The sequence below is a fragment of the Catellatospora sichuanensis genome (genome assembly GCF_007483665.1).
GTDB lineage: Bacteria > Actinomycetota > Actinomycetes > Mycobacteriales > Micromonosporaceae > Catellatospora > Catellatospora sichuanensis.
Map to the genome: position 1 here is coordinate 308,506 of NZ_VIQO01000001.1, position 20,237 is coordinate 328,742.

At 73.1% G+C, this 20,237-nt stretch carries 18 protein-coding genes; 9 read left to right on the forward strand and 9 right to left on the reverse strand.

Features of this window, described 5'->3' with window-relative positions; all coding sequences use genetic code 11:
- Positions 1 to 135: 135 nt before the first annotated feature.
- On the reverse strand, positions 136 to 333 hold the full coding sequence (locus FLL47_RS16325) for a DUF2083 domain-containing protein (protein ID WP_144121361.1): 198 nt from the start codon (positions 331 to 333) through the stop codon (positions 136 to 138).
- Positions 334 to 520: 187 nt separating this feature from the next.
- Here FLL47_RS16325 and FLL47_RS16330 point away from each other — a divergent pair, with 187 nt between their 5' ends.
- Positions 521 to 1,381, forward strand: coding sequence for a helix-turn-helix domain-containing protein (locus FLL47_RS16330; protein WP_144121362.1), 861 nt, complete (start codon positions 521 to 523; stop codon positions 1,379 to 1,381).
- Between the two features lie 24 nt (positions 1,382 to 1,405).
- Entirely contained in the window at positions 1,406 to 1,615 is a 210-nt protein-coding gene (locus tag FLL47_RS16335) for a DUF397 domain-containing protein (protein WP_425457700.1), read from the forward strand.
- A 9-nt stretch (positions 1,616 to 1,624) separates the two neighbouring features.
- Here the strand turns inward: FLL47_RS16335 and FLL47_RS16340 are convergent, their stop codons facing one another.
- From FLL47_RS16340 to FLL47_RS16360, 5 genes are all read right to left on the reverse strand, one after another.
- A complete protein-coding gene (locus FLL47_RS16340; RefSeq protein WP_144121363.1) occupies positions 1,625 to 2,017 on the reverse strand; it encodes a VOC family protein in 393 nt (130 codons plus the stop codon).
- Positions 2,018 to 2,067: 50 nt separating this feature from the next.
- Positions 2,068 to 2,892 carry an ABC transporter ATP-binding protein gene (locus FLL47_RS16345; RefSeq protein WP_144121364.1) on the reverse strand — a complete coding sequence of 275 codons (825 nt, stop codon included), beginning with the start codon at positions 2,890 to 2,892 and terminating at the stop codon, positions 2,068 to 2,070.
- Positions 2,889 to 5,822 carry an FtsX-like permease family protein gene (locus FLL47_RS16350; protein WP_144121365.1) on the reverse strand — a complete coding sequence of 978 codons (2,934 nt, stop codon included), beginning with the start codon at positions 5,820 to 5,822 and terminating at the stop codon, positions 2,889 to 2,891. Before FLL47_RS16350 ends, FLL47_RS16345 begins: the two co-directional genes overlap by 4 nt.
- Positions 5,819 to 8,794 carry a hypothetical protein gene (locus tag FLL47_RS16355; protein WP_144121366.1) on the reverse strand — a complete coding sequence of 992 codons (2,976 nt, stop codon included), beginning with the start codon at positions 8,792 to 8,794 and terminating at the stop codon, positions 5,819 to 5,821. Before FLL47_RS16355 ends, FLL47_RS16350 begins: the two co-directional genes overlap by 4 nt.
- A 126-nt stretch (positions 8,795 to 8,920) precedes the next feature.
- The gene (locus tag FLL47_RS16360) at positions 8,921 to 10,192 is read right to left on the reverse strand and encodes a glucosaminidase domain-containing protein (protein ID WP_186315760.1); all 1,272 of its coding nucleotides are present in this window, start codon (positions 10,190 to 10,192) and stop codon (positions 8,921 to 8,923) included.
- 111 nt (positions 10,193 to 10,303) lie between these two features.
- On the opposite strand from FLL47_RS16360, the gene typA reads away from it, so the two are divergent.
- The 5 genes from typA (at position 10,304) to FLL47_RS16385 (ending at position 15,978) form a co-directional block, all read left to right on the forward strand.
- On the forward strand, positions 10,304 to 12,166 hold the full coding sequence (typA, locus tag FLL47_RS16365; protein ID WP_144121368.1) for a translational GTPase TypA: 1,863 nt from the start codon (positions 10,304 to 10,306) through the stop codon (positions 12,164 to 12,166).
- 198 nt (positions 12,167 to 12,364) lie between these two features.
- Positions 12,365 to 13,021, forward strand: coding sequence for a lysoplasmalogenase (locus tag FLL47_RS16370; RefSeq protein WP_186315761.1), 657 nt, complete (start codon positions 12,365 to 12,367; stop codon positions 13,019 to 13,021).
- A gap of 246 nt (positions 13,022 to 13,267) precedes the next feature.
- Positions 13,268 to 14,101: a serine hydrolase gene (locus FLL47_RS16375; RefSeq protein ID WP_425457714.1), complete on the forward strand. Its 834-nt coding sequence runs from the start codon at positions 13,268 to 13,270 to the stop codon at positions 14,099 to 14,101.
- A 69-nt stretch (positions 14,102 to 14,170) separates the two neighbouring features.
- Entirely contained in the window at positions 14,171 to 15,253 is a 1,083-nt protein-coding gene (locus tag FLL47_RS16380; RefSeq protein WP_144121371.1) for a mandelate racemase/muconate lactonizing enzyme family protein, read from the forward strand.
- 14 nt (positions 15,254 to 15,267) lie between these two features.
- Positions 15,268 to 15,978 carry a C40 family peptidase gene (locus FLL47_RS16385; protein WP_144121372.1) on the forward strand — a complete coding sequence of 237 codons (711 nt, stop codon included), beginning with the start codon at positions 15,268 to 15,270 and terminating at the stop codon, positions 15,976 to 15,978.
- A gap of 150 nt (positions 15,979 to 16,128) precedes the next feature.
- On the opposite strand, the gene FLL47_RS16390 is transcribed toward FLL47_RS16385, so the two are convergent.
- The 3 genes from FLL47_RS16390 to pnuC form a co-directional block, all read right to left on the reverse strand.
- Positions 16,129 to 17,139 (reverse strand): TerC family protein, encoded by a 1,011-nt coding sequence (locus FLL47_RS16390; RefSeq protein WP_144121373.1) that lies wholly within the window; start codon positions 17,137 to 17,139, stop codon positions 16,129 to 16,131.
- Positions 17,140 to 17,389: 250 nt separating this feature from the next.
- On the reverse strand, positions 17,390 to 18,469 hold the full coding sequence (locus FLL47_RS16395; protein WP_246158028.1) for an AAA family ATPase: 1,080 nt from the start codon (positions 18,467 to 18,469) through the stop codon (positions 17,390 to 17,392).
- Positions 18,466 to 19,092 carry a nicotinamide riboside transporter PnuC gene (gene pnuC / locus FLL47_RS16400; RefSeq protein ID WP_144121374.1) on the reverse strand — a complete coding sequence of 209 codons (627 nt, stop codon included), beginning with the start codon at positions 19,090 to 19,092 and terminating at the stop codon, positions 18,466 to 18,468. Before pnuC ends, FLL47_RS16395 begins: the two co-directional genes overlap by 4 nt.
- A gap of 57 nt (positions 19,093 to 19,149) precedes the next feature.
- Between pnuC and FLL47_RS16405 the strand changes: the two genes are divergently transcribed.
- Positions 19,150 to 19,449, forward strand: coding sequence for an antibiotic biosynthesis monooxygenase family protein (locus FLL47_RS16405; RefSeq protein WP_144121375.1), 300 nt, complete (start codon positions 19,150 to 19,152; stop codon positions 19,447 to 19,449).
- Positions 19,450 to 19,497: 48 nt separating this feature from the next.
- On the forward strand, positions 19,498 to 20,235 hold the full coding sequence (locus FLL47_RS16410) for an alpha/beta hydrolase (protein ID WP_144121376.1): 738 nt from the start codon (positions 19,498 to 19,500) through the stop codon (positions 20,233 to 20,235).
- Positions 20,236 to 20,237: the final 2 nt, after the last annotated feature.

Consider the following 20,237-nt stretch of genomic DNA (forward strand, 5'->3'; position numbering starts at 1 on the left):
GCGTGCTGGATACCTCGACAGACATGGCGCCACCTCCCTCGAAGTCATCATGGCGAGTCGTCCTCGCCTTCGCCACCACGGTACGCGGGCCGCCGGGGCCGGGCCACGTGATTTCGGGCCTCACCCGGCCGGGGGTCACTCGCCGGGCGGGGCGTCGACCGCGGTCGACCGCCCGGCGACGAGCAGGGTGCGGTACGCATAGTGGTAGTCGGCGCAGCCGGGGCGGTGGCACAGCCGGCAGCCGGCGCCGGGCGCCGCGGGGTCGGGCAGGTGGTCACGCAGCATCCGCCGGTATCCCACCGCCTGCTCGTCGGTGATGCGTCCAGTGTGCACGTCGCCTCCCGGCACGACCGTTCACCAGGGCTCGACCTCCACAGTGCACGCGCGAAATGCAACTTGCAACTCGGCACGCGAGCAAAGTTCCCGACGCGACCCGCCCGCGCCACCTTGCCGAGCCGGTGGAGCCCGCAGCAGACTGTCATCGCACTGTCGGCAAAGGAGGGTCGGGCGAAGGAGGGTCATGGCCACCTCGGGCACCTCGCTACGTCGGCGCCGCCTCGGTGTGGCGCTGCGTGAGCTGCGGGAGCGCGCCGGCATGACGCACCAGCAGGTCGGCCCCGCCCTCGACTGCTCGCCCTCGAAACTGAGCCGGATCGAGAACGGCGAGGTCGGCGTGCGCCGCGGCGACCTGCTGGTGCTGCTGGACCTGTACGGCCTCGACGACGCCGGCCAGCGCGAGGAGCTGATCGAGCTGGCCCGCGAGTCCAAGCGCCGCGGCGGCTGGTGGCTCAAGTACGGCGAGGTGTCGAGCCCGTACCTGAAGCTCATCCAGCTGGAGTCGGAGGCGGACTCGATCCGGGGCGCGGAGCTGATGTTCGTGCCGGGGCTGCTGCAGACCGAGGACTACGCCCGCGCCGTCATCCGGGCCACCCGGCCGCAGGACGGCCCGGAGGAGGTCGAACGCCGGACGCAGATCCGGCTGACCCGGCAGGAGCTGCTCAAACAGGAGAAGCCACCGGAGTTCTGGACGGTGCTCGACGAGGCCGTGCTGCACCGCACGGTCGGCAGTCCCCGGGTGATGGCCGAGCAGCTGCGAGCCCTGGCCGCGGCCAACGAGCTGCCGCACATCACCGTTCAGATCATCCCCTTCGCCCACGGGGGCCACGAGGCGATGGCGGGGGCGTTCCGGATCCTGCGCTTCCCCGACCGCAGAGACCCGGACACCGTCTACCTGGAAGGCTTCGCCGGTGACCTGTATCTCGACGACGCTTCCGAGCTGACCCGCTGCAGCCTGGTTTTCGACCATCTCAGCGCGGCGGCGCTGAGCCCGCGGCTGTCCAGCCTCAGAATGCTGGAGATCGCGCAGGGTCTCACGGGGTGAGCCGAGTCCACGAGGAGTAGTCAGTTGTCATTGCACCAAGTCGATCTGTCGGACGCGGTATGGCGCAAGAGCACACGCAGCGGCGGGAACGGGGACTGCGTCGAGACGACCACCTTGACCGGGGCGGTCGCGGTGCGCGACTCCAAGGACCCGACCGGCCCGGTGCTGCTGTTCAGCATCGCCGACTGGGGGACCTTCCTGGCCGGCACCAAGGCGGGTGAGTTCGACCGCTGACCGGACCGGTCACCAGCCCTCGGGCCGGTAGGACCCGAACGTCCACTGGTTGCCGTCGGAGTCGGCGGCGGTGTAGCTGCTGCCGCCGTACTCCTCCTTCTTCGGCGGCGAGACGATCTCCGCGCCGTTGGCCACGGCCCGGTCGTGGTGCGCCTGGACGTCGTCGACGATCACGTACAGCCAGGCGGGGCCGGCTTCGAACGGCATCCGGCCGTCCTCGCCGTCGGTGATGGAGCTGACCATGACCATGCCGTTGCCGTGCGTCAGCTCGGCGTGCGCGACCGTGCCCTCCGCGCCCGGCACCACCAGCAGTTCCCGGAACCCGAAGGCGTCCCGCAGGAACCGGATCGCGGCCACCGCGTCGCGGTAGCGCAGCGTGGGAATCACCGTTGCACCCGACATCACGACCTCCCAGCTGCGACGCTACCTCCCCGCAGGCGATCGGCGGGCGGTCATTCGATGACCAGGCTCAGGCGGCCGTCGCTCTGTTCGACGACCAGGAGGGTGCCGGGGGGCACGTTCTCCAGCACCTCCGGCGGCAGTTGCACGGTGCCGTCCGAGGCGACCACGGCGAACTCGCGGCCCTCCCGGCCCTCGGCGCCGACCCGGCCGTCGCGGATGGTCACCGCCCGGCCCAGACGGGCGCCCACGTCCGGGTCGTGGGTGACCGCCACGATGGTGGTCCCCCGTTCCCGGTTGATGGTGTCCAGCGCGTCGAGCACCTCGTCGCGGGCCTCGCGGTCCAGCCGGCTGGTGGGCTCGTCGATGAGCAGCAGGCCGGGCGAGGCGGCGACGCCGACCGCGATGGCGACCCGCTGGGCGGCGCCCGGCGGCAGGTCGCGCACCCGGCGGTGGCCCATGCCGACCAGCCCGAGCAGGGACAGGATGCGCTCCGGGCGCTCCACGTCGGCCGGGCGCACCTGCGCCGCCCGGCGCTGGGCCAGCCAGATGTTGGACAGCACCGAGGCGTACGGCAGCAGGTTGCGCCGCGCCCCCTGCAGCACCACGCCCAGGTCGGTGCCCCGCATCCGGGCCAGTTCGGCGTCGCTGACCCGGCCGATGTCGACCGGCCCGATCCGCACCTGCCCGGCGCTGGGGCGCATCAGGCCCGACAGCAGCGCGATCAGCGTCGACTTGCCCGAGCCCGACGGCCCGACCAGGGCGAGCTTCTCCCCCGCCGCGATGTCGAGGTCCACGCCGGACAGCGCGACCACGTCGCCGCCGTCGGCCCGATAGATGTGCAGCACCCGGCGGCACCGCACGGCCAGTCCCGTCACTGCTCCTCCTCCCTGCGGCGGCGCACCACGTGCGCCGCCGACCAGCAGCCTGCCAGCAGCACCGCGACCGCGGCGGCCACCGGTACCGCGACCGCGCCGGGCTCCGGCAGCACGGGCGGGGTGAACGTGGTGTCGCCGTCGGCGAAGACCGGCAGCACCGTACGCGCCAGCGCCCAGGCCAGCGCCGCCGAACCGAGTCCCGCCACGGCCGCCGCCAGTATCAGCGCGCACCGGCTGCCGACCGAGACCAGCAGCAGGGTACGCACGCGTACGCCCTGCTCGCCGAGCACCGACAGCCCGCTGTCGCCGCCCGGCCGCTCGAACATCGCCAGCGCGGGCAGTGCGACCGTGGCCAGCAGCACCGCGAACGCGGCGACGGCCAGCGCGAACCACAGCCCGAGCCGGGGCGCGGCGCTGACCTGGGCTCGCCGCTGCGCCACGGTGTACTCGCCGGACACGGTGAGCCCGGCCCGGCGCAGCCGGTCCACGGCGTCCGCGGGCGCGGCCGCGTTCAGCCACACCTCCGGCTCCGACAGCGCGGTTCCGCGCCCCAGCACGTATTCAGCGACGTCGAAGTCGAGCAGCGTGCCCTGCGGTCCGAAGCGGGGCACCGCGCCGAGCGTGGCGACCGCGGTCACCGGCAGCTCCATCCCGCCGGTGGCGGTGAGCAGGGGCGAGCGCAGCGGCCCGGTGACGGCGATCGGCAGCGGCCCGGGCAGCGCGGCGGCGGACAATCGCATGTCCGGCACGACCCCGGAGTCGACCGAGATCTGCAGGCCCTCGGGCGTGCCGCGCAGCGCGGGGACCGGCCGGGCCGCGCTGGCCGGCGGCTGTGCCCAGCGCCGCACGTCGCCCAGCGCAGCCGCGTCCAGCACCACCTTGCCGGTCTCGTCACGGATCGTGTGGATGGTCAAGTCGAAGCGGCCCTGATCGGTTCGCATGTGCTGGAGCTGGATCTCGTCGAGGCGGCACGGCTCCAGGGCGCAGAGCACCGCGTCGGCCTCCACCCGCTGAAAGCCGCGCCGCAGGCCGGGCATGCGCAGGTCGTGCCGCAGCCCGCGGTCCGAGATCACCAGCAGCCGCAGCTGCAGGGAGAGCTCGGGATCCGGGCTGTCGACGGTCACCTCGACGATCAGCTTCCGCGCCCGCACGATGATCGCCTGCGGCTCGGCCGGCCGCAGCAGCCCGGCCGCCGCCGCGGGGTCCAGGCCGGCCGCGGCGGGCCAGTTCGCCACCCGGGCCAGCCGGGCGGTGTCCACGGCGAGGATGTTCTGCATCTGGTTGCTCTTGTAACGGGAGACCGCCATCGCGAAGTGCCCGTCCGGGTCGACCGCCTGCACGGCCGCGCGCAGCTGCACGGCGGAGGCGCTCTGCACCACCGCGACCCGGGCCGCGCCGGTCTGCACCTGCGCCCGCTCGTCCCAGGCCCGCCCGGCCGTGTCGTACGCCGTCACCGCGAACCCGAGCAGCCCGAACACGACCGCCACCAGCACCACCAGCCGCCCCGTGCCCGGCACCCGGGCCAGTGCGAACCCGGCCAGCGCGGTGCGCCAGCGTCCCCGCCGCAGCGCGGACCTTGCCACCCGCGCGGCCACCGTCGGCAGCAGCCGCGCCCCCAGCAGACCGCAGGCCAGCCCGAGACAGACCGGTGCGAGCAGCCCGATGCCACCCGCGTCGCCCGCGGCGGCGGCCTGGTAGCCGGCCACCGCGGCGAGGCTGGCCACCGCCACCTCCAGCGCCGTCGCGTACCGGCCCCGGTGCGGGGAGCCACTGCGCCGCAGCAGCCCGAGCACCGATGTACGCAGCGCGCCGACCTGGGCGAACGCGCCCGCGAGCAGGGCACCGAGCACCGCGAACGCGGCGTAGCGCAGCGAGTCGCCGCCCCACTGCACGGTGCTGCCCGGGAGCACGACGCGGACCAGTGCGGCGGTGGCCGCGTACCCGGCCAGCAGGCCTGGCACCGCGGCGGCCAGCACCGGGACGGCCACCTCGGCGAACGGCAGGGCCCAGCGCAGCCGGGCGGGCGTGCCGCGCAGCGCGGCCAGGCCAAGTTCCTCGCGCCGCTGGTCGACGCCCGCGGCGACCGCGAGGAACAGCACGAACCAGCAGATCAGGATGAGCGGCACGGCGGCGACGGTGACCGTGTCGGCCAGCATGCGATCGCCCTCGTCGATGCGTTTGCCGAGGTCGAGCATCAGCGTGCTGCCGGCGTACCCGCCTGCGGTGAGCTGCTTCTGCGCCTGCTCGATCTGCCCGGCCAGCCCGGCCGTGTCGGCGAACGCCGCTGGCTCGGCCACCAGGTCGACGGTCCTGCTCGCCCGGCCGCGGAAGAATTCCAGCGAGCGGTCGGTGACGAACAGCACCGGCTGCTCGACACCCAGTAGCGCAACCCGGTCGGCCCAGTACGGGTCGTCGGCGTCCGGCCGCCGGTAGGTGCCGACGACGGTGAACCGCACCGGGGGCGGCCCGTTGGGCGTGCTGAACACGAGCACCCCGCCGAGGCGGGTGTCCAGCAGTTCCAGCGCGCCGTCGGGCAGCACCGCCTCCCGGTCGGCGACCGCGCACCGCCCCGCGGTCACGACCAGCACCCGGCACGCGCCGGTGCGCGCCGCGAGCAGGGCGTCGGTCCCCGGGTCGGGGCCGGCCACGCCCTGTAGCTGGAGGCCGTAAACGGTGCGCATGTGCGCGATGTAGGGCAGGGCGGTAGGACGGTTCTCGGCCGTCTCGTCGGCGCTGGTCAGCTGCGACGCCGTCAGGACGCGCTCGGTCACGGGGGCCTGCGCGACCTGGTCGAGCCGCAGCGACTGCGCCGCCGCGGCGTGGTACACCGGGCCACCGGCGGCGGCCGCGGCCGCGACGAGAGTGAGCAGGAACGTGATCAGTGCGGCGGCACGGCGCTCGCGGATCATCTCCCATAGCAGCGTGGTCATCGGCCCTCCGCCAGGTCCAGTCCGGTGACCCGGGACAGCCGGGTGCCCACCGCGTACGCCGTGGCCGCCAGCAGCAGCCCGGCCGCCACCAGCACCGCGACCGGCAGCTCCGGTGCCGCGGCCGACCCGTCCGCGGCCGCCGCGCCGAGCAGCCCGCCCCCGGCGGCCGCCACGGCGACGATCAGCAGGTAGCCGCTGCGGGTGGCCCGGCGCACCGCGTGCTGGGGCAGGCCCTGCGTACGCAGCGCGGCGAGCTCGGCCCCCCGGCGGGGCGCGTCGACGGCCACCACCAGGGCCACCGCCACCATCACCAGGAGCACTGCCAGCACCGCCGCGCCGAACCGGAACCGCGAGCCGGGTCCCTGCCCGACGGCGAGCCGGTGCTCGGTGCGCTGCGCGGCGGTCTCCGTCGACACGGGCACCAGGCCGGTGGCGCGCAGCCGGTCCACTGCGTCGGCGGGCGCGCCCGCCGAGAGCCATACCTGCAGGTCGGCGATGTTGTCCGTGCTGTCGCCGGCCCGGTCGGCATACTCCAGGTCGACCAGCAGCCCCTGCGTGCCGACGCCCGGCAGGGCGGGCACCGCCGCGACCACGTCGACCGGGCGGCGCAGCGGGCTGAGCATCTCCCCGCGCACGACGGTGCGGTCATGCGCCAGCCGCGCCTGCCCGGCCAGCGCGGCGGGCATCGGCAGCGGCACGTCGGCGACCTGCACCCGCACCTCCGGGTCGGGGAAGCGCGGGTCGACCGGCTCGTAGTCGACGGCCAGCCCCGCAGGCAGCGGCGTCAGGCTGACCTGACCCTCCGCGCCGACCGTGGTCCGCCAGCGGGCCGGGTCGGTCATCGCGGCCGCGTCGGCGACCACCGCGTCCGGGGCCGCCTGGCCCACGCTGTGCAACACCAGGCCGCGGGGGTCGAAACGGAAGCTCAGCCAGGCCAGCCGGCAGCCGTCGCCGCCGGCACACGGTGGCACCTCCAGCCGCAGCGTGTGCCGTCCCCGGCCCGGGACCAGGGGCGCGGTGGCGGTCACCGGCTCGCCGCCGGGACCGTCGAGCACCGCGGTCAGCGGCAGGTCGACCGGCACCGTGTCCGGCAGGGTGAGGTCGAGCAGCAGCGTCGCCCCGGTGATCCGGACCGACGGGTTGGCGGTCGGGCGCAGCTGGGAGGCCACCTGTTCAGCCGTGACACCGGCACCGGCCGGCCAGTACGCGACGCGGGACAGGCGGGCGGTGTCGACGGCGACGGTCGTGCCGGACGACGACTCCTGGCGGGCCGCCGCCATGGCCCAGTCACCGGCCGGATCGGCCTGGCGCACCAGGTGCAGCAGCGCGGCGCGCGAGGGGGCGCGGACCCGGACCACCTCGGCCGCGCCGAGCGCGAGCCGGGCCTGCTCCTGCTCCGCGGCCTGCAGCCCCTGCCAGCCGTACGCGGCCTGGCCGAGCAGCGCCATCACGATGATCACCAGGGCGACCAGCCGGTCCATGCCGGGCCGCCGGGAGGCGTACAGGGCGCCGAGCGCCGTGCCCGCCCGCCCCCACCGCAGCGCGGCGCGACCGAGCAGCCCCGCCAGCGGGCGCACCGCCCGCGCGGCGACCAGCCCCGCCGCGACCAGCATCAGCACCGGCGCGGCCGCGGGCAGCACCGTCCCGGCGAGGCCCAGCACCTCGGCATCGCCGTTGCGCAGCTGCCACGCCGCCGCGACGGCGAGGACCACCACGACGACCACCACGATGCCGCCTGCCGCGCCGCGCCGCGCGGGCACCTGCCGCAGCGCGTCGAGCACGCCGCCCCGATGTACCCGGAGCTGCGCGAGCACCACGCTGACGAGCACCGCCAGGGTCAGGCCGCCCGCCACCGCCAGCGCGGTCACCGACAGGGGCACCGGCCCGGCCGCGTCCATGGTGGCCCACGCCAGCAGTCGCGCGAGCAACCGGCCCAGGACCAGGCCGACCGGCAGGGCGACCAGCACGGTCAGCACCCCCGGGCCGGCCGTCAGCGCGGCCCGGTGCCGGGCCGGCGCGCCGCGCAGCGCGCCGAGCACGGCCTGGGTGCGCCGTTCAGCGGCCGCGTGACCGACCCCGAGCAGCAGCACCCACCAGGCGACGGCGAGCAGCAGCACGGCTCCGGTCACCACCGGCACGGCGACCGTGTCCCGGTCCGCGATGATCTGCGGGAGCAGCCGCGACAACCCGCCCGTGACGGCGATGCCGCGCCCCGGCACGTCGGCCGAACGCAGCGTCCGGGCCAGCGCGTCCACGTCGGCGGGACTCATCGCGGAGAGGTCGGCGACGTAGTCGAGGGTGGCCTGGAAGGTGTCGGCTCCGAGCATCTGGAGCGTGTCCGGCACCGTGAACACCGGGTTCTCAGCCCGCAGCGGCACCGGGGTCAGCTCCCGCCGGCCCGCCCAGTACGGGTCGGTCAGCGCGCTGCCCGCGCCGTCCACGTCGTAGACCCCGGTGACCCGCAACATCGCCGGTGGGGCCGTGGGCTGGACCTGGAACGCGAAGGTGTCGCCCGCGGCGAGCCCGAGCCGGCGCGCGGTGGTGGCGGCCAGCGCCACCTCACCGGGCTGCGCCGGGCAGGCACCGGCCAGCGCAAGGTGCGCGCAGGCGTCGTCGCGGGCGGCGAGCAGGATGTCGAGCGGCGCACCGGGTTCGCGGGGGGTGACCGCGCCGCGGCGGTAGCCGCCCCGGATCTCGCGTACGCCCGGACCCGCCGGCACGACCGCGATCGACCCGCGCAGCTCGGCGAACGCGGCGGCGATCCCGTTGCGGGAGGTCATCTCGACGGTGACGGTGAGGCTCTGCTCGGCGGGGGTGGCCGCAGCGGCAGAGGCCTCGGCGACGTTGCGGGCGGCGGCGTCGGCGTACAGCGGACCGGCCACCCCCACCGCCACCACGAGCGCAGCCAGCACGCCCAGCAGCGCCGTCTCGCCCAGCCGTTCCCGGATCGCGCTCAGTACCAGCCGAACCATCGCCAACCTCTGCCCGAACCCGTAGTGACCGCCATGCCATAAGCGATCAAGGCCCGGTCGCCGGTTGACCCCGCCCGCCGTTTGTAGCCGATCGGAGGGCGGCAGGTCAGCCGGACGGGGGAAGGGTCAGCGCACGGCGTCGAGCCGGTAGAGGTCGTAGCGGCGCATCAGCTCGACGATCCGGTCGGCGTAGCGGGCCCCGCCCGGATACCCGGCCGCCTGCAACTCCCGCACGAAGCGCTCCGGGTCGCCCGCGTGGGCCAGCGCCCTGGCGTGCTGCGGCGCCCTGGCCAGCAGCGCCGCCTGATCGGCGAACGACCCCGCCTGGTCTCGATAGGCCCGCAGCGAGGTGCCGCCGTAACCGCGGCAGCCCAGCGCGATGGGTTTCACCTCAGCGTCGGCCCGCGGATTCACCGCACCCTGCGGCCCGCCGGAGCTCTGCGGACTCGCGGCGGCCGGCGGGGCGGCCGGGGTGGCTTCGGGGCTCGCGGCAGGCGGCGAGTCGGGGCTCGCGGCGGGCGGCGGGTCCACGGCAGGCTGCGTGCAGGCCGTGTCGAAGTAGTTGTGGTCGCGGCGGGCCGCCGTGGCCCGGCCCCAGTCCGAGGCCTGCACCGCCTGGGCGACCAGCACCGAGGCGGGCACGCCCGACGTCTGGGCCGCAGCGCGCGCCGCGACGGTCGCCTGCTCGACGAAGTCGCGTGACGACACGGGCGGCACCCGCACCGGCTCCTGCCCGCACCAGGGCAGCCAGGGGCGCTGCGGCGACCAGCGCACGAACGCCTCGGCGACGTACCGGCCGCCGGGCAGCCGCAGCCAGCCGGCCGACCCGGCGGCCTGCTGGCCGGTGGCCTGGCACAGCACGGCCAGGAGCTGCCCGTCGTCCACGGTGCCGAGCCGTGCGGACCGGGTGCCCGGGTCACGGCGCAGGTTGAGCACGGAACCGCCGGTGGCGACCCGGGCGGTCACCGGGCCGGTGCCACCCGAGCCGCACCACGGCACCTCGGGCCGAGGCGTCGGCCAGGCCAGGAACGCATCGGGCAGGTATCGGTCCGCGCCCACCCGCATCCAGTGCGCCGAGCGCCGCTCGGTGCCCGCGACCTGCTCGCCCCACACCTTGCAGTGCACCGCGACCCGGGTGTCGTCGCCGAGCGAGGCCATCGCCCGCTTGTCGGTGGCGGGGCCGGACCGCACGCTCACCACACCGCCGTCGGTGTTGATCCGCGCGCTCGGCGCCGTCGGGTCCGCTACCGCCAGGAGCGCGCCGGGCACCGCGGACACCGCCCCGGCGGGCACGACCGGGGGCGGCGCGGCCGCCGCGAGTGGGGCCGGAAACGCGGTGAACAGCAGGAATGGCGCGATCAAAGCGGTGCGCAGCACCGTACGCGGCGTGGCCGACATACCACCAATAACGGAATTTAAGCGCGAAAGACACCCATTCATCCGGGTGATACCCGCCACGCGGACGACCCCGACCGCTATTTTCGATCACGCCTGCCGGAGAATGGAACCATGCTTACCCGCCCCGATCTCCGTAACGTCGCGATCGTCGCGCACGTCGACCACGGCAAGACCACGCTCGTCGATGCCATGCTCACGCAGGCCGGCGCCTTTCACGCGCGCGCAGCGGCCGCCGATCGGGTCATGGACTCCGGCGACCTGGAGCGGGAGAAGGGCATCACGATCCTCGCCAAGAACACCGCCGTCAAGTACGTCGGTGAGAGCGGCGAGCAGGTGACGATCAACATCATCGACACGCCCGGCCACGCCGACTTCGGCGGTGAGGTCGAGCGCGGCCTGACCATGGTCGACGGCGTCATCCTGCTGGTGGACGCCTCCGAGGGCCCGCTGCCGCAGACCCGCTTCGTGCTGCGCAAGGCGCTCAAGGCCCGCATGCCGATCATCCTGGTCATCAACAAGGTGGACCGGCCCGACGCGCGGATCAAGGAGGTCGTGGACGACACCTACGAGCTCTTCCTCGACCTCGACGCGGACGAGGCCCAGATCGACTTCCCGATCGTGTACGCCTGCGCCCGGGACGGCATCGCCTCGCTGACCCAGCCGGAGGACGGCAAGATCCCGTCCGACAGCGACTCGCTGCAGCCGCTGTTCCAGACGCTGCTCGACACCATCCCGGCGCCGACCTACACCGAGGGCGCGCCGCTGCAGGCGCACGTCACCAACCTCGACGCCTCGCCGTTCCTGGGCCGCCTCGCGCTGTGCCGGGTCCGCGAGGGCCGCATCCGCAAGGGCCAGTCCGTCGTCTGGTGCAAGACCGACGGCACCCAGCAGAACGTGCGCATCTCCGAGCTGCTGATGACCGAGGCGCTGGAGCGCAAGCCCGCCGAGGAGGCGGGCCCCGGCGACATCATCGCCGTCGCCGGCATCGCCGAGATCATGATCGGCGAGACGCTGGCCGACGCGGAGAACCCGATCCCGCTGCCGCTGATCACCGTCGACGAGCCTGCCATCTCGATGACCATCGGCACCAACACCTCGCCGCTGGTCGGCCGGGTCAAGGGCGCCAAGGTCACCGCGCGCATGGTCAAGGACCGGCTCGACAAGGAGCTGGTCGGCAACGTGTCGCTGCGCATCCTGCCGACCGAGCGCCCCGACGCCTGGGAGGTGCAGGGCCGCGGCGAGCTGGCGCTGGCCATCCTGGTCGAGCAGATGCGCCGCGAGTCGTACGAGCTGACCGTCGGCAAGCCGCAGGTGGTCACCAAGACCGTCGACGGCAAGCTGCACGAGCCGGTCGAGCGCCTCACCATCGACTCGCCCGAGGAGCACCTCGGCGTGATCACCCAGCTGCTGGCCACCCGCAAGGGCCGCATGGAGCAGATGGTCAACCACGGCACCGGCTGGATCCGGATGGAGTGGCTGGTCCCGGCCCGTGGCCTGATCGGCTTCCGGACCGAGTTCCTCACCGACACCCGCGGCACCGGCATCCTGCACCACGTCTTCGAGAAGTACGAGCCGTGGTTCGGCGAGCTGCGCACCCGCAACAACGGCTCGCTGGTCGCCGACCGCACCGGTGTGGTGACCGCGTTCGCGATGACCAACCTGCAGGAGCGCGGCACGCTGTTCGTCGAGCCGACCACCGAGGTGTACGAGGGCATGATCGTCGGCGAGAACTCGCGCTCCGACGACATGGACGTCAACATCACCAAGGAGAAGAAGCTCACCAACATGCGGGCGTCGACCTCCGACGAGACCGAGAAGCTGATCCCGCCGCGCAAGCTGTCGCTCGAGCAGGCGCTGGAGTTCTGCCGCGAGGACGAGTGCGTCGAGGTCACCCCGGCCGCGGTACGCATCCGCAAGGTCATCCTCGACCAGACCCAGCGCGGCCGCCTCGCCGCCCGCCGCAAGCACGCCTGACACCACCCGCACGACCCCAAGGCCCCCGCCCGCACCCGCGGCCGGGGGCCTTCTCGCGTTGATCATGAGCCTATGGCACGGCTCGACGGCGTGTCATCGCCACAACTTCATGATCACCCGAGGGGTGAGCGCGGGCTGTTGCGGTGGGGCTACCGGTGGGTATGCTGCGCGGACCCCTTACCCCTCGGGAGATCCACTATGCGCGCAGACCGGCTTGTGCTGGGCCTTTTCGGTGTCGCCTCGGTCGTCAACATCCTCGGCGCCGCCATCGGGAGCAGGCCGCTGGACTGGGCGAGCAAGCCGCTGCTGCTGCCGCTGCTGGCGCTGTGGTTCTACCTGAACCAGCGGGCGCGGGGCGTGCGGCCGACCACGGGGATCCTGGCCGCGCTGCTCTTCTCCTGGGCCGGTGACGTGGCGCTGCAGTTCGACGGCAGCACCGCGTTCATCATCGGCATGGCGCTGTTCGGCACCGCGCACGTCTTCTACGTGACGACCTTCATCCGCAACGGCGCACTGGACCGGGTGCGCCGGCTGCCGATGCTGCTGGTCCCGATCGGATACGCGATCTTCCTGGTCGCCGCGCTGACCTGGCTGTGGCCCGCGCTGTCCGAGGCAGGGCTGGCGGTGCCGATGGCCGTCTACGGCACGCTGCTGTCGTCGACCGCGGCGCTGGCGTCGGCCTTCGGCTGGCGCACCGCGCTCGGCGGCGGCCTGTTCCTGATCTCCGACCTGCTGATCGCGGTGGACGTCGCCGATGCGTTCACCATCCCCGGCCCCCCGGTCTGGGTGATGGTCACCTACATCGCCGCCCAGTTCCTGCTCGCCTCCGGCTGGGCCGGGCGCCGCACACCCTGATCACACCGGCCCCAGCGCACCGGCCGTGTCCCGCCCTGTCAGGGAAACGTCCTGCAGTTTCGGGGAAACTGCAGGAATCGGGCTGGTCGAACGTGCACTTTCCCCGAAACTGCGGAGCAGGATGAACGGCGTGATGAGGAATGACGCCCTGCCCCATCAGCGGGGATCGGTTCGGGCACGGCGCGGGACTCTGGTGGAGCCCGGGGCATGCCACCGGCCCGCGAGTCGGTACGCTGCCAAACCGTGATCACGCTGCAGAGCCTCACGCCCGAACTCGACGCATTCCCCGGCACCGCCTCGGTCTGGTGCGGGCTGCTGGACGGGAGCGCGGTGTTCGCCCGCGCCGAGCACGAGCTGCACTACGCGGCCAGCACCATGAAGGTCGGGGTGATGGCGGCCGCGTGGCGGGCCGCCGAGGCCGGCCGGCTCGACCTGGACGCCGAGATCCCCGTGCACAACGAGCACGTCTCCGCCGCCCCCGGTGGCCCGGCCTACACCAACGACCCGGCGTACGACAGCGATCAGCAGGTCTGGGACCGGCTGGGCGGCAGCGCGCCGCTGCGCTGGCTGATCGACCGGATGATCGTGCGCTCGTCCAATCTCGCCACCAACCTGGTGCTGGGCGCGCTGGGCCCGAACGAGCAGGCGTTCGCAGAGGTCAACGAGGTGTGGAAGCTGGCCGGCGCGACCCGGGCGCACACCGACCGGGGCATCGAGGACTACCCGGCACGAGAGAGCGGGATCAGCAACGAGGTCACCGCCGCCGACCTGGCCGCGCTGTTCGGCGCGCTGGCCGGAAACCGGCTGGCCTCCCCCGCCGGGTCGGCCGCGATGATCGACGTGCTGACCGCGCAGCAGTGCCGCGACGACCTGCACCTGGGCCTGCCCGCGGGCACCCGGGTGGCGCTGAAGAACGGCTGGGTCACCGGCGAGCGGCACAGCAGCGCGCTGATCTTCCCGGCGGACGCCGCGCCGTACCTGCTGGCGGCCTGCACCACCGGCGACGCGTCCGACACCGACGCCTGTGCGCTGCTGGGCCGGATCGCGGCGGCGAGCTGGGCGCAACTCGGCATGAACTGACCATCGCGCTGGTCAGTCGTTACCGATCGGTGCTTCTGCAGCATCCGCTGCACACGTAGGGTCGAAAGCGTGTCGATCACCGCAGTTCGCACGCGCCGCATCTCCGCGCCGCTGCACACCCCGTTCGTGACCGCGCTGCGCCGGGCCACCGCCGTGGAGACGTTGCTGGTGGAGGTGATCGACGCCGACGGGCGGTCCGGCTTCGGCGAGGCCCCTCAGGTCTGGGCGGTGACCGGCGCGAGCCTGGCCGGTTCGCAGGCCTGCGTCGAGGAGATGATGGCGCCGCTGCTGGTGGGCCGCGATCCCGACGATCTGGCCGCGCGCTGCCGCGACATCGCGCGCGCCGTGGTCGGCAACGAGGCCGCCAAGATGGCCGTCGACATCGCACTGCACGACCTGGCCGCGCGCCGTCTCGACATCCCGCTGGTACGCCTGCTCGGCGGCACGAACCTGACGGTGCCCACCGACGTGACCCTGTCCGCGGGCGAGCCGGGCGCGCTGGCCGTCACCGCCAAGCAGCGCCTGGCCGAGGGCTTCACGGTGCTGAAACTGAAGGTCGGCACGGACGCCGCGGGCGACCTGGCCCGGATCCGCGCCGTGTGCGACGCCCTGGAGCCCGGCCTGAAACTGCGCCTGGACGCCAACCAGGGCTGGACCCCGCGGGACGCGCTGAACATCATCAACCGCATCGCCGCCCTGGAGCTGCCGGTCGAGCTCGTCGAGCAGCCCGTCGCCCGGCACGACCTGGACGGCCTGGCCTGGGTCAGCGCCCGCGCCGACCTGCCGATCATGGCGGACGAGTCCGTCTTCGGCGTGCGCGACCTGGTCGAGGTGATCCGGCGTCGCGCGGCCGATCTCGTCAACGTGAAGCTCGCCAAGTGCGGCGGCCTCACCACCGCCCGCACGCTGCTGGAGCTGGCCGCCGCGCACGGCCTGGGCACCTGCGTCGGCTCCATGATGGAGGGCCCGGTCGGCATCGGCGCGGCCGCGAGCCTGGTCGCGGCCCACCCGACCACGGTCGTCAGCGATCTCGACGCGGCCTGGTGGCTGTCCGAGTCGCCGGTCACCGGCGGCATCCGCTACGACGGCGCCACGGTGGTCCTACCCGATGCCCCCGGCCTGGGCATGTCGGTTCCGGGTTCCGCCGGGTGAAGCGAGGTGCCGACATGAGGATCGCCACGGTCACCGCCACGGTGGCGACGCTCTGGTCCCGCCCCGACGCGCCCCGCCCGGGTATCGACGCCGCGGCGCTCGGCCCGCGCAGCGACGCCCGGTCCTGGGTGGCCGGCCTCGACGACACCGGGCGGATGTACACCGGGGTGCTCACCCAGCTGCTGCACGGCGAGCAGGTGCTGATCGAGGAGGTCCGGGACGGCTGGGCGCGCGTGGTCGCCATCGAGCAGCCCGCCGCCAAGCTCGACCCTCGCGGATACCCCGGCTGGCTGCCGCTGGACCAGCTCAGCATGCGCGAGTCCGGCGACGCCGGCCCGGCCGAAGTCGCCGTCGCCGCGCTCGAAGCGGCCCGGGCCTGGCGTGGCGTGCCCTACGTGTGGGGCGGCCTGACGCCGTACGGCATCGACTGCTCGGGCCTGGTGCACCTGGCGTTCCGCCAGCTCGGCGTGACCATGCCCCGCGACGCCGACGACCAGCACGCCGCCACCACGAACGTGCCGCTCGGCACCGAGCGCCCAGGCGACCTGTACTTCTTCGCCCTCAACGGCAGGATCCACCACGTCGGCTTCGTGACCACACCCCCGACCCCCGACACCCGCCGCCACATGCTCCACGCCTGCGGCGACGCCTTCATCGTCGTCGAGGAACCCCTACGCCCCACCCGCCTCGCCACCCTCGTCGGCGCAGGCCGCCTCACCCCGTAGCCGACGATCTTGCGCGGGCTGTGGGTATGACACGCTCAAAGCGGTCATATAGGCAATAGTTCGCGCAAGATCGTCGCGATCATGGGTGGGCGGGGATACGAGAGAGCCCCGCCCGGGAGGGCGGGGCTCTTCAGGTCGAGGCGGGGTGGGTCAGCCGACGGGAGTGGGTGACTTCTCCTCGCGGTCGTTCTTCTGCTCGCGGGAGGACTTGATCAGGCTGGCGATCGTGGCGACGGCCAGGATGCCGATGATGACGCTGAGCGAGACGCCGATGCTGATGTGCGGGACCGCGGTGATGGGCTCGCCGTTGTTGATGAACGGGACGTTGTTGCCGGCCAGGGCTTCCATGATCAGTTTTACGCCGATGAAGCCGAGGACCGCGGCCAGGCCCAGCGAGAGGTAGACCAGGCGGTCCAGCAGGCCGCCGAGCAGGAAGTAAAGCTGGCGCAGGCCCATCAGGGCGAACACGTTCGCGGTGAAGACCAGGAACGGTTCCTTGGTCAGGCCGAAGATGGCCGGGATGGAGTCGAGCGCGAAGATCAGGTCGGTGGTGCCGATCGCGATCATCACGATCAGCATCGGGGTGAAGAACCGCTTGCCGTTCTGCACCACGGTCATCTTCGCTTCGTTGTACTCCTTGCTGATCGGCAGCACGCGGCGGCTCCACCGGATCAGCACGTTCTCCTTGAAGTCCGACTCGTCGCTCTCCCCGTGCTTGGTGAGCGTGTAGGCGGTGTAGATCAGGAAGACGCCGAAGATGTAGAACACCCAGACGAACCGCGACACCAGCGCGGCGCCCGCGGCGATGAACGCACCACGCATGATCAGCGCCAGCACGATGCCGATGAGCAGCACCTTCTGCTGGTAGATCCGGGGCACGGCGAACCGGCTCATGATGATCACAAAGACGAACAGGTTGTCCACGGAGAGGCTGTACTCGGTGACCCAGCCGGCGAAGAACTCCTGGCCGTACTGAGTGCCGTGGTTGTAGAAGATCCAGGCGCCGAACGCGCAGGCCAGTGCGACGTAGAAGACGACCCAACCGGTCGCCTCCTTCATCGACGGCTCATGCGGCCGCCGACCGATGATCAGCAAGTCGAAGGTCAGCAGCGCCAGCAACCCGATGAGGGTGGCGGCCCATTCCCAAGTGGACACGTTCATATGAACAGACCTCCGGTCGGCATCATTTTTGCCCCGGAGGTCTCTCCTGCCACCGGTGTGAAACCACCGGTGACCGACGATGCCGGGATCACACCAGGCCTCTTCTGGCCGGGGGGAGCCGTGCTGACGACACCGTCGTGAGGGATACTCCCCTCCCGCGTCTCTCTATTGTTTACCACGCGAACCTGTAAACCCAGACGGGGTCGCCCGCACGGACGCCCGATCGGGTCATTCGGGACGTCCGGCCAGGTCAGCCAAGTGGTGACGACAGCTCCCAACCCGTGCTCAGCACCTGTTCGCACGCCGTCACCGCCGTCCGCAGCCGCACCTCATGTGATCCCGACAACTCCACGCCCGGGACCGGCGACCCCGCGAGCACCTCACGGAACCGCCCGGTCATCCAGCCCCGCAGGTGCTCGCCGTCGCGCAGCCCGTCGTCGTCGAAGGCGACCCCGACATGCGAGGTCAACAGGTACAGATCGGGACGCCGGGCCAGTGCGCGCACCTCCGGTGACGGACTGCCCAGGTAACGCTCCTCCCAAACCTGGGTGGCGAGCGCATCCGTGTCGCAGACCAGCAGCGGGGAGCCCACCCGGGCCGCGGCGTCCTCGGCCGCGGACTGGGCCCGCGCCACCGCGACGAAGTCGCCCCGGTCCCAGGCGACGTCGGACACCGCCGCCGCCGGGTCGGCCGCCCGGAGCGCGGCGAGCTTGCGCCCGGTCAGCTCCCGGCCGTACTCGGGCACCCAGCGCGTGGCCGCCCAGACGCCGCCCCGCGCCGCGAAGTGCGCCGACAGCGCCTCAGCCAGCGTGGTGGTGCCGGTCGACTCCGCCCCGAGCACCACCACCCGGCGGGTGAACCAGGCCCGCACCGGCGCGGACAGCATGGCCCAGTGCGCCACCGGATCGGCGCGCACCGCGGTGCCCGACACCGGGAACGCCATGCGGGGCGTGTCCACCTCCACGTGCACCGCCCCGAACCGGCGGGCGAGTTCGTCGCCGTACTTCTCCGAGCTGAACACGGCGTCCACCGCCCGGCCGCCGACCGCTTCCCGGAACACGGTGCAGTGCGCGTCCCATACCGCCGGATCGTCGTAGTCCACCCGCATGTCGTCGTAGCGGCCCACGAAGCGCACCCACGGGGTGTCCGCGTGCTCCTCGCGCAGCCAGTCCAGCCGCGTCTCCAGCGGGATCGACTCCCGGCGCGACGGCGCCACCACCACGGTGACCTCTGCGCAGGCCGCGGCCGCCGCGCGGATCAGATGGTGGTGCCCGGCGTGCGGCGGGTAGAACTTGCCCACCACCATGCCGTGGGCGTGCCCGCGGCTCATGCCGCGACCGGTTCCGGCACCCGGGCCCGCAGCGCGTTCTGCCAGGCCAGCAGCCCTGCCACGCACAGGCCCAGGAACACGACGTAGAGCGCGGCGGTCAGCCGCAGGTCCTTGTGGAGGTAGAGCGGGATGTAGATCAGGTCCGCGATGATCCAGATCCACCAGCTCTCCAGCCTCTTGCGGGTCTGCAGGTACGTCGCGACGAGCGAGAGCACCGTGGTCAACGCGTCCGGCAGCGGCACCGTCGAGTTGGTGACCCGGTCCAGCAGCAGCCAGAGCCCGGCGGTCGCCGCCACCCCGGCCACCGCCAGCACGGTCCACTCGGCACGGGTCGTCCGGGAGACCTCGAGCCGGCCCCGGTCCCCGCCGCGTAGCCACTGCCACCAGCCGAGCAGGCCCAGCACCACGTACAGCACCTGCAGGCTCGCATCGGCGTAGAGGCCGGACGTGGCGAACACCACCATCAGCAGGAGCACGTTGAGGATGCCGACCGCCCAGTTGGCGACGTTCTGGCGCACCAGCAGCCACACGTTGAGCACGCCGGTCAGGAAGCCGAGCACCTCGGCCCAGGTCATCGGGGTGTCGCGCACCGTGAAAGCGGTGCTGAGCAGCCAGTCGAGCATGGGCGACACCCTAGGGCACACACACCACGGCCGAACGGCCGTGCAAGGATCATCGGCATGGTGCTCGAGATCGCCCAGATCGAAGTCCTGCCCGGCCAGGAAGACGGCTTCGCCGCCGCATACGCGCAGGCCCGTCCCTGGCTCGCCGACACGGACGGCTGCCTCACCACCCGGATGACCCGCGGCATCGAATCGCCGTCGCGGTTCGTGCTGCTGGTCGAGTGGGAGTCGGTGCAGGCCCACGAGGAGAACTTCCGGGCCACCGACCGCTTCGTCCAGTGGCGCACCATCCTCAGCCCGTATTTCGCCAAGCCTCCGTTCGTGGAGCACTTCGCCGACCTGACCGTCGAAGGCTGAGCCCGCACACCGGCCCGGCCTGATTCCCGCAGCGAGCGCAGCACCGACATGACCGACCGCACCCTCACCACGTCCGACGGCGTGCCCGTCGACGCCCACCACGACCCGGGCGACCCCGCGCTGGCGTTCGTCGTCGCGCACGGCTTCACCGGCTCCTGGCGGCGCGACGCCGTACGCCGGGCCGCCGGGATCTTCGGCCGGACCGGCGGCGTGATCAGCTTCGACTTCCGCGGCCATGGCCGCTCCGGCGGCCTGTCCACGGTCGGCGACCTGGAGATCCACGACGTCGAGGCGGCCGTCGCCTGGGCCCGCGAGCTGGGTTACCGCCGCATCGTCACCGTCGGCTTCTCCATGGGCGCATCCGTGGTGGTGCGCCACGCCGCACTGCAACGCGGCGTCGACGCCGTGGTGGCCGTCAGCGGACCGGCACGCTGGTACTACCGGGGCACCCCGCCCATGCGGCGGGTGCACTGGGTGCTGGAGCGGCGGCTGGGACGGCTGGTCGGCCGGGTCGCGCTGCGCACCCGGATCGCGTCCGGCGGCTGGGACCCGGTGCCCGATCCGCCGTACGCCGTCGCCGGGCTCATCGCCCCCATCCCGCTGCTGGTGGTGCACGGCGACGCGGACGCGTACTTCCCGGTCGAACACGCCGAGCAGCTCTACGGCAACGCCGCCGAGCCCAAGGAGCTGTGGCTGGAGCCGGGCTTCGGCCACGCCGAGAACGCCGCCCCCGACGCGCTGCTGGAACGCATCGGCGCCTGGGCCACCGCGCGCGCCGGGCACTAGTC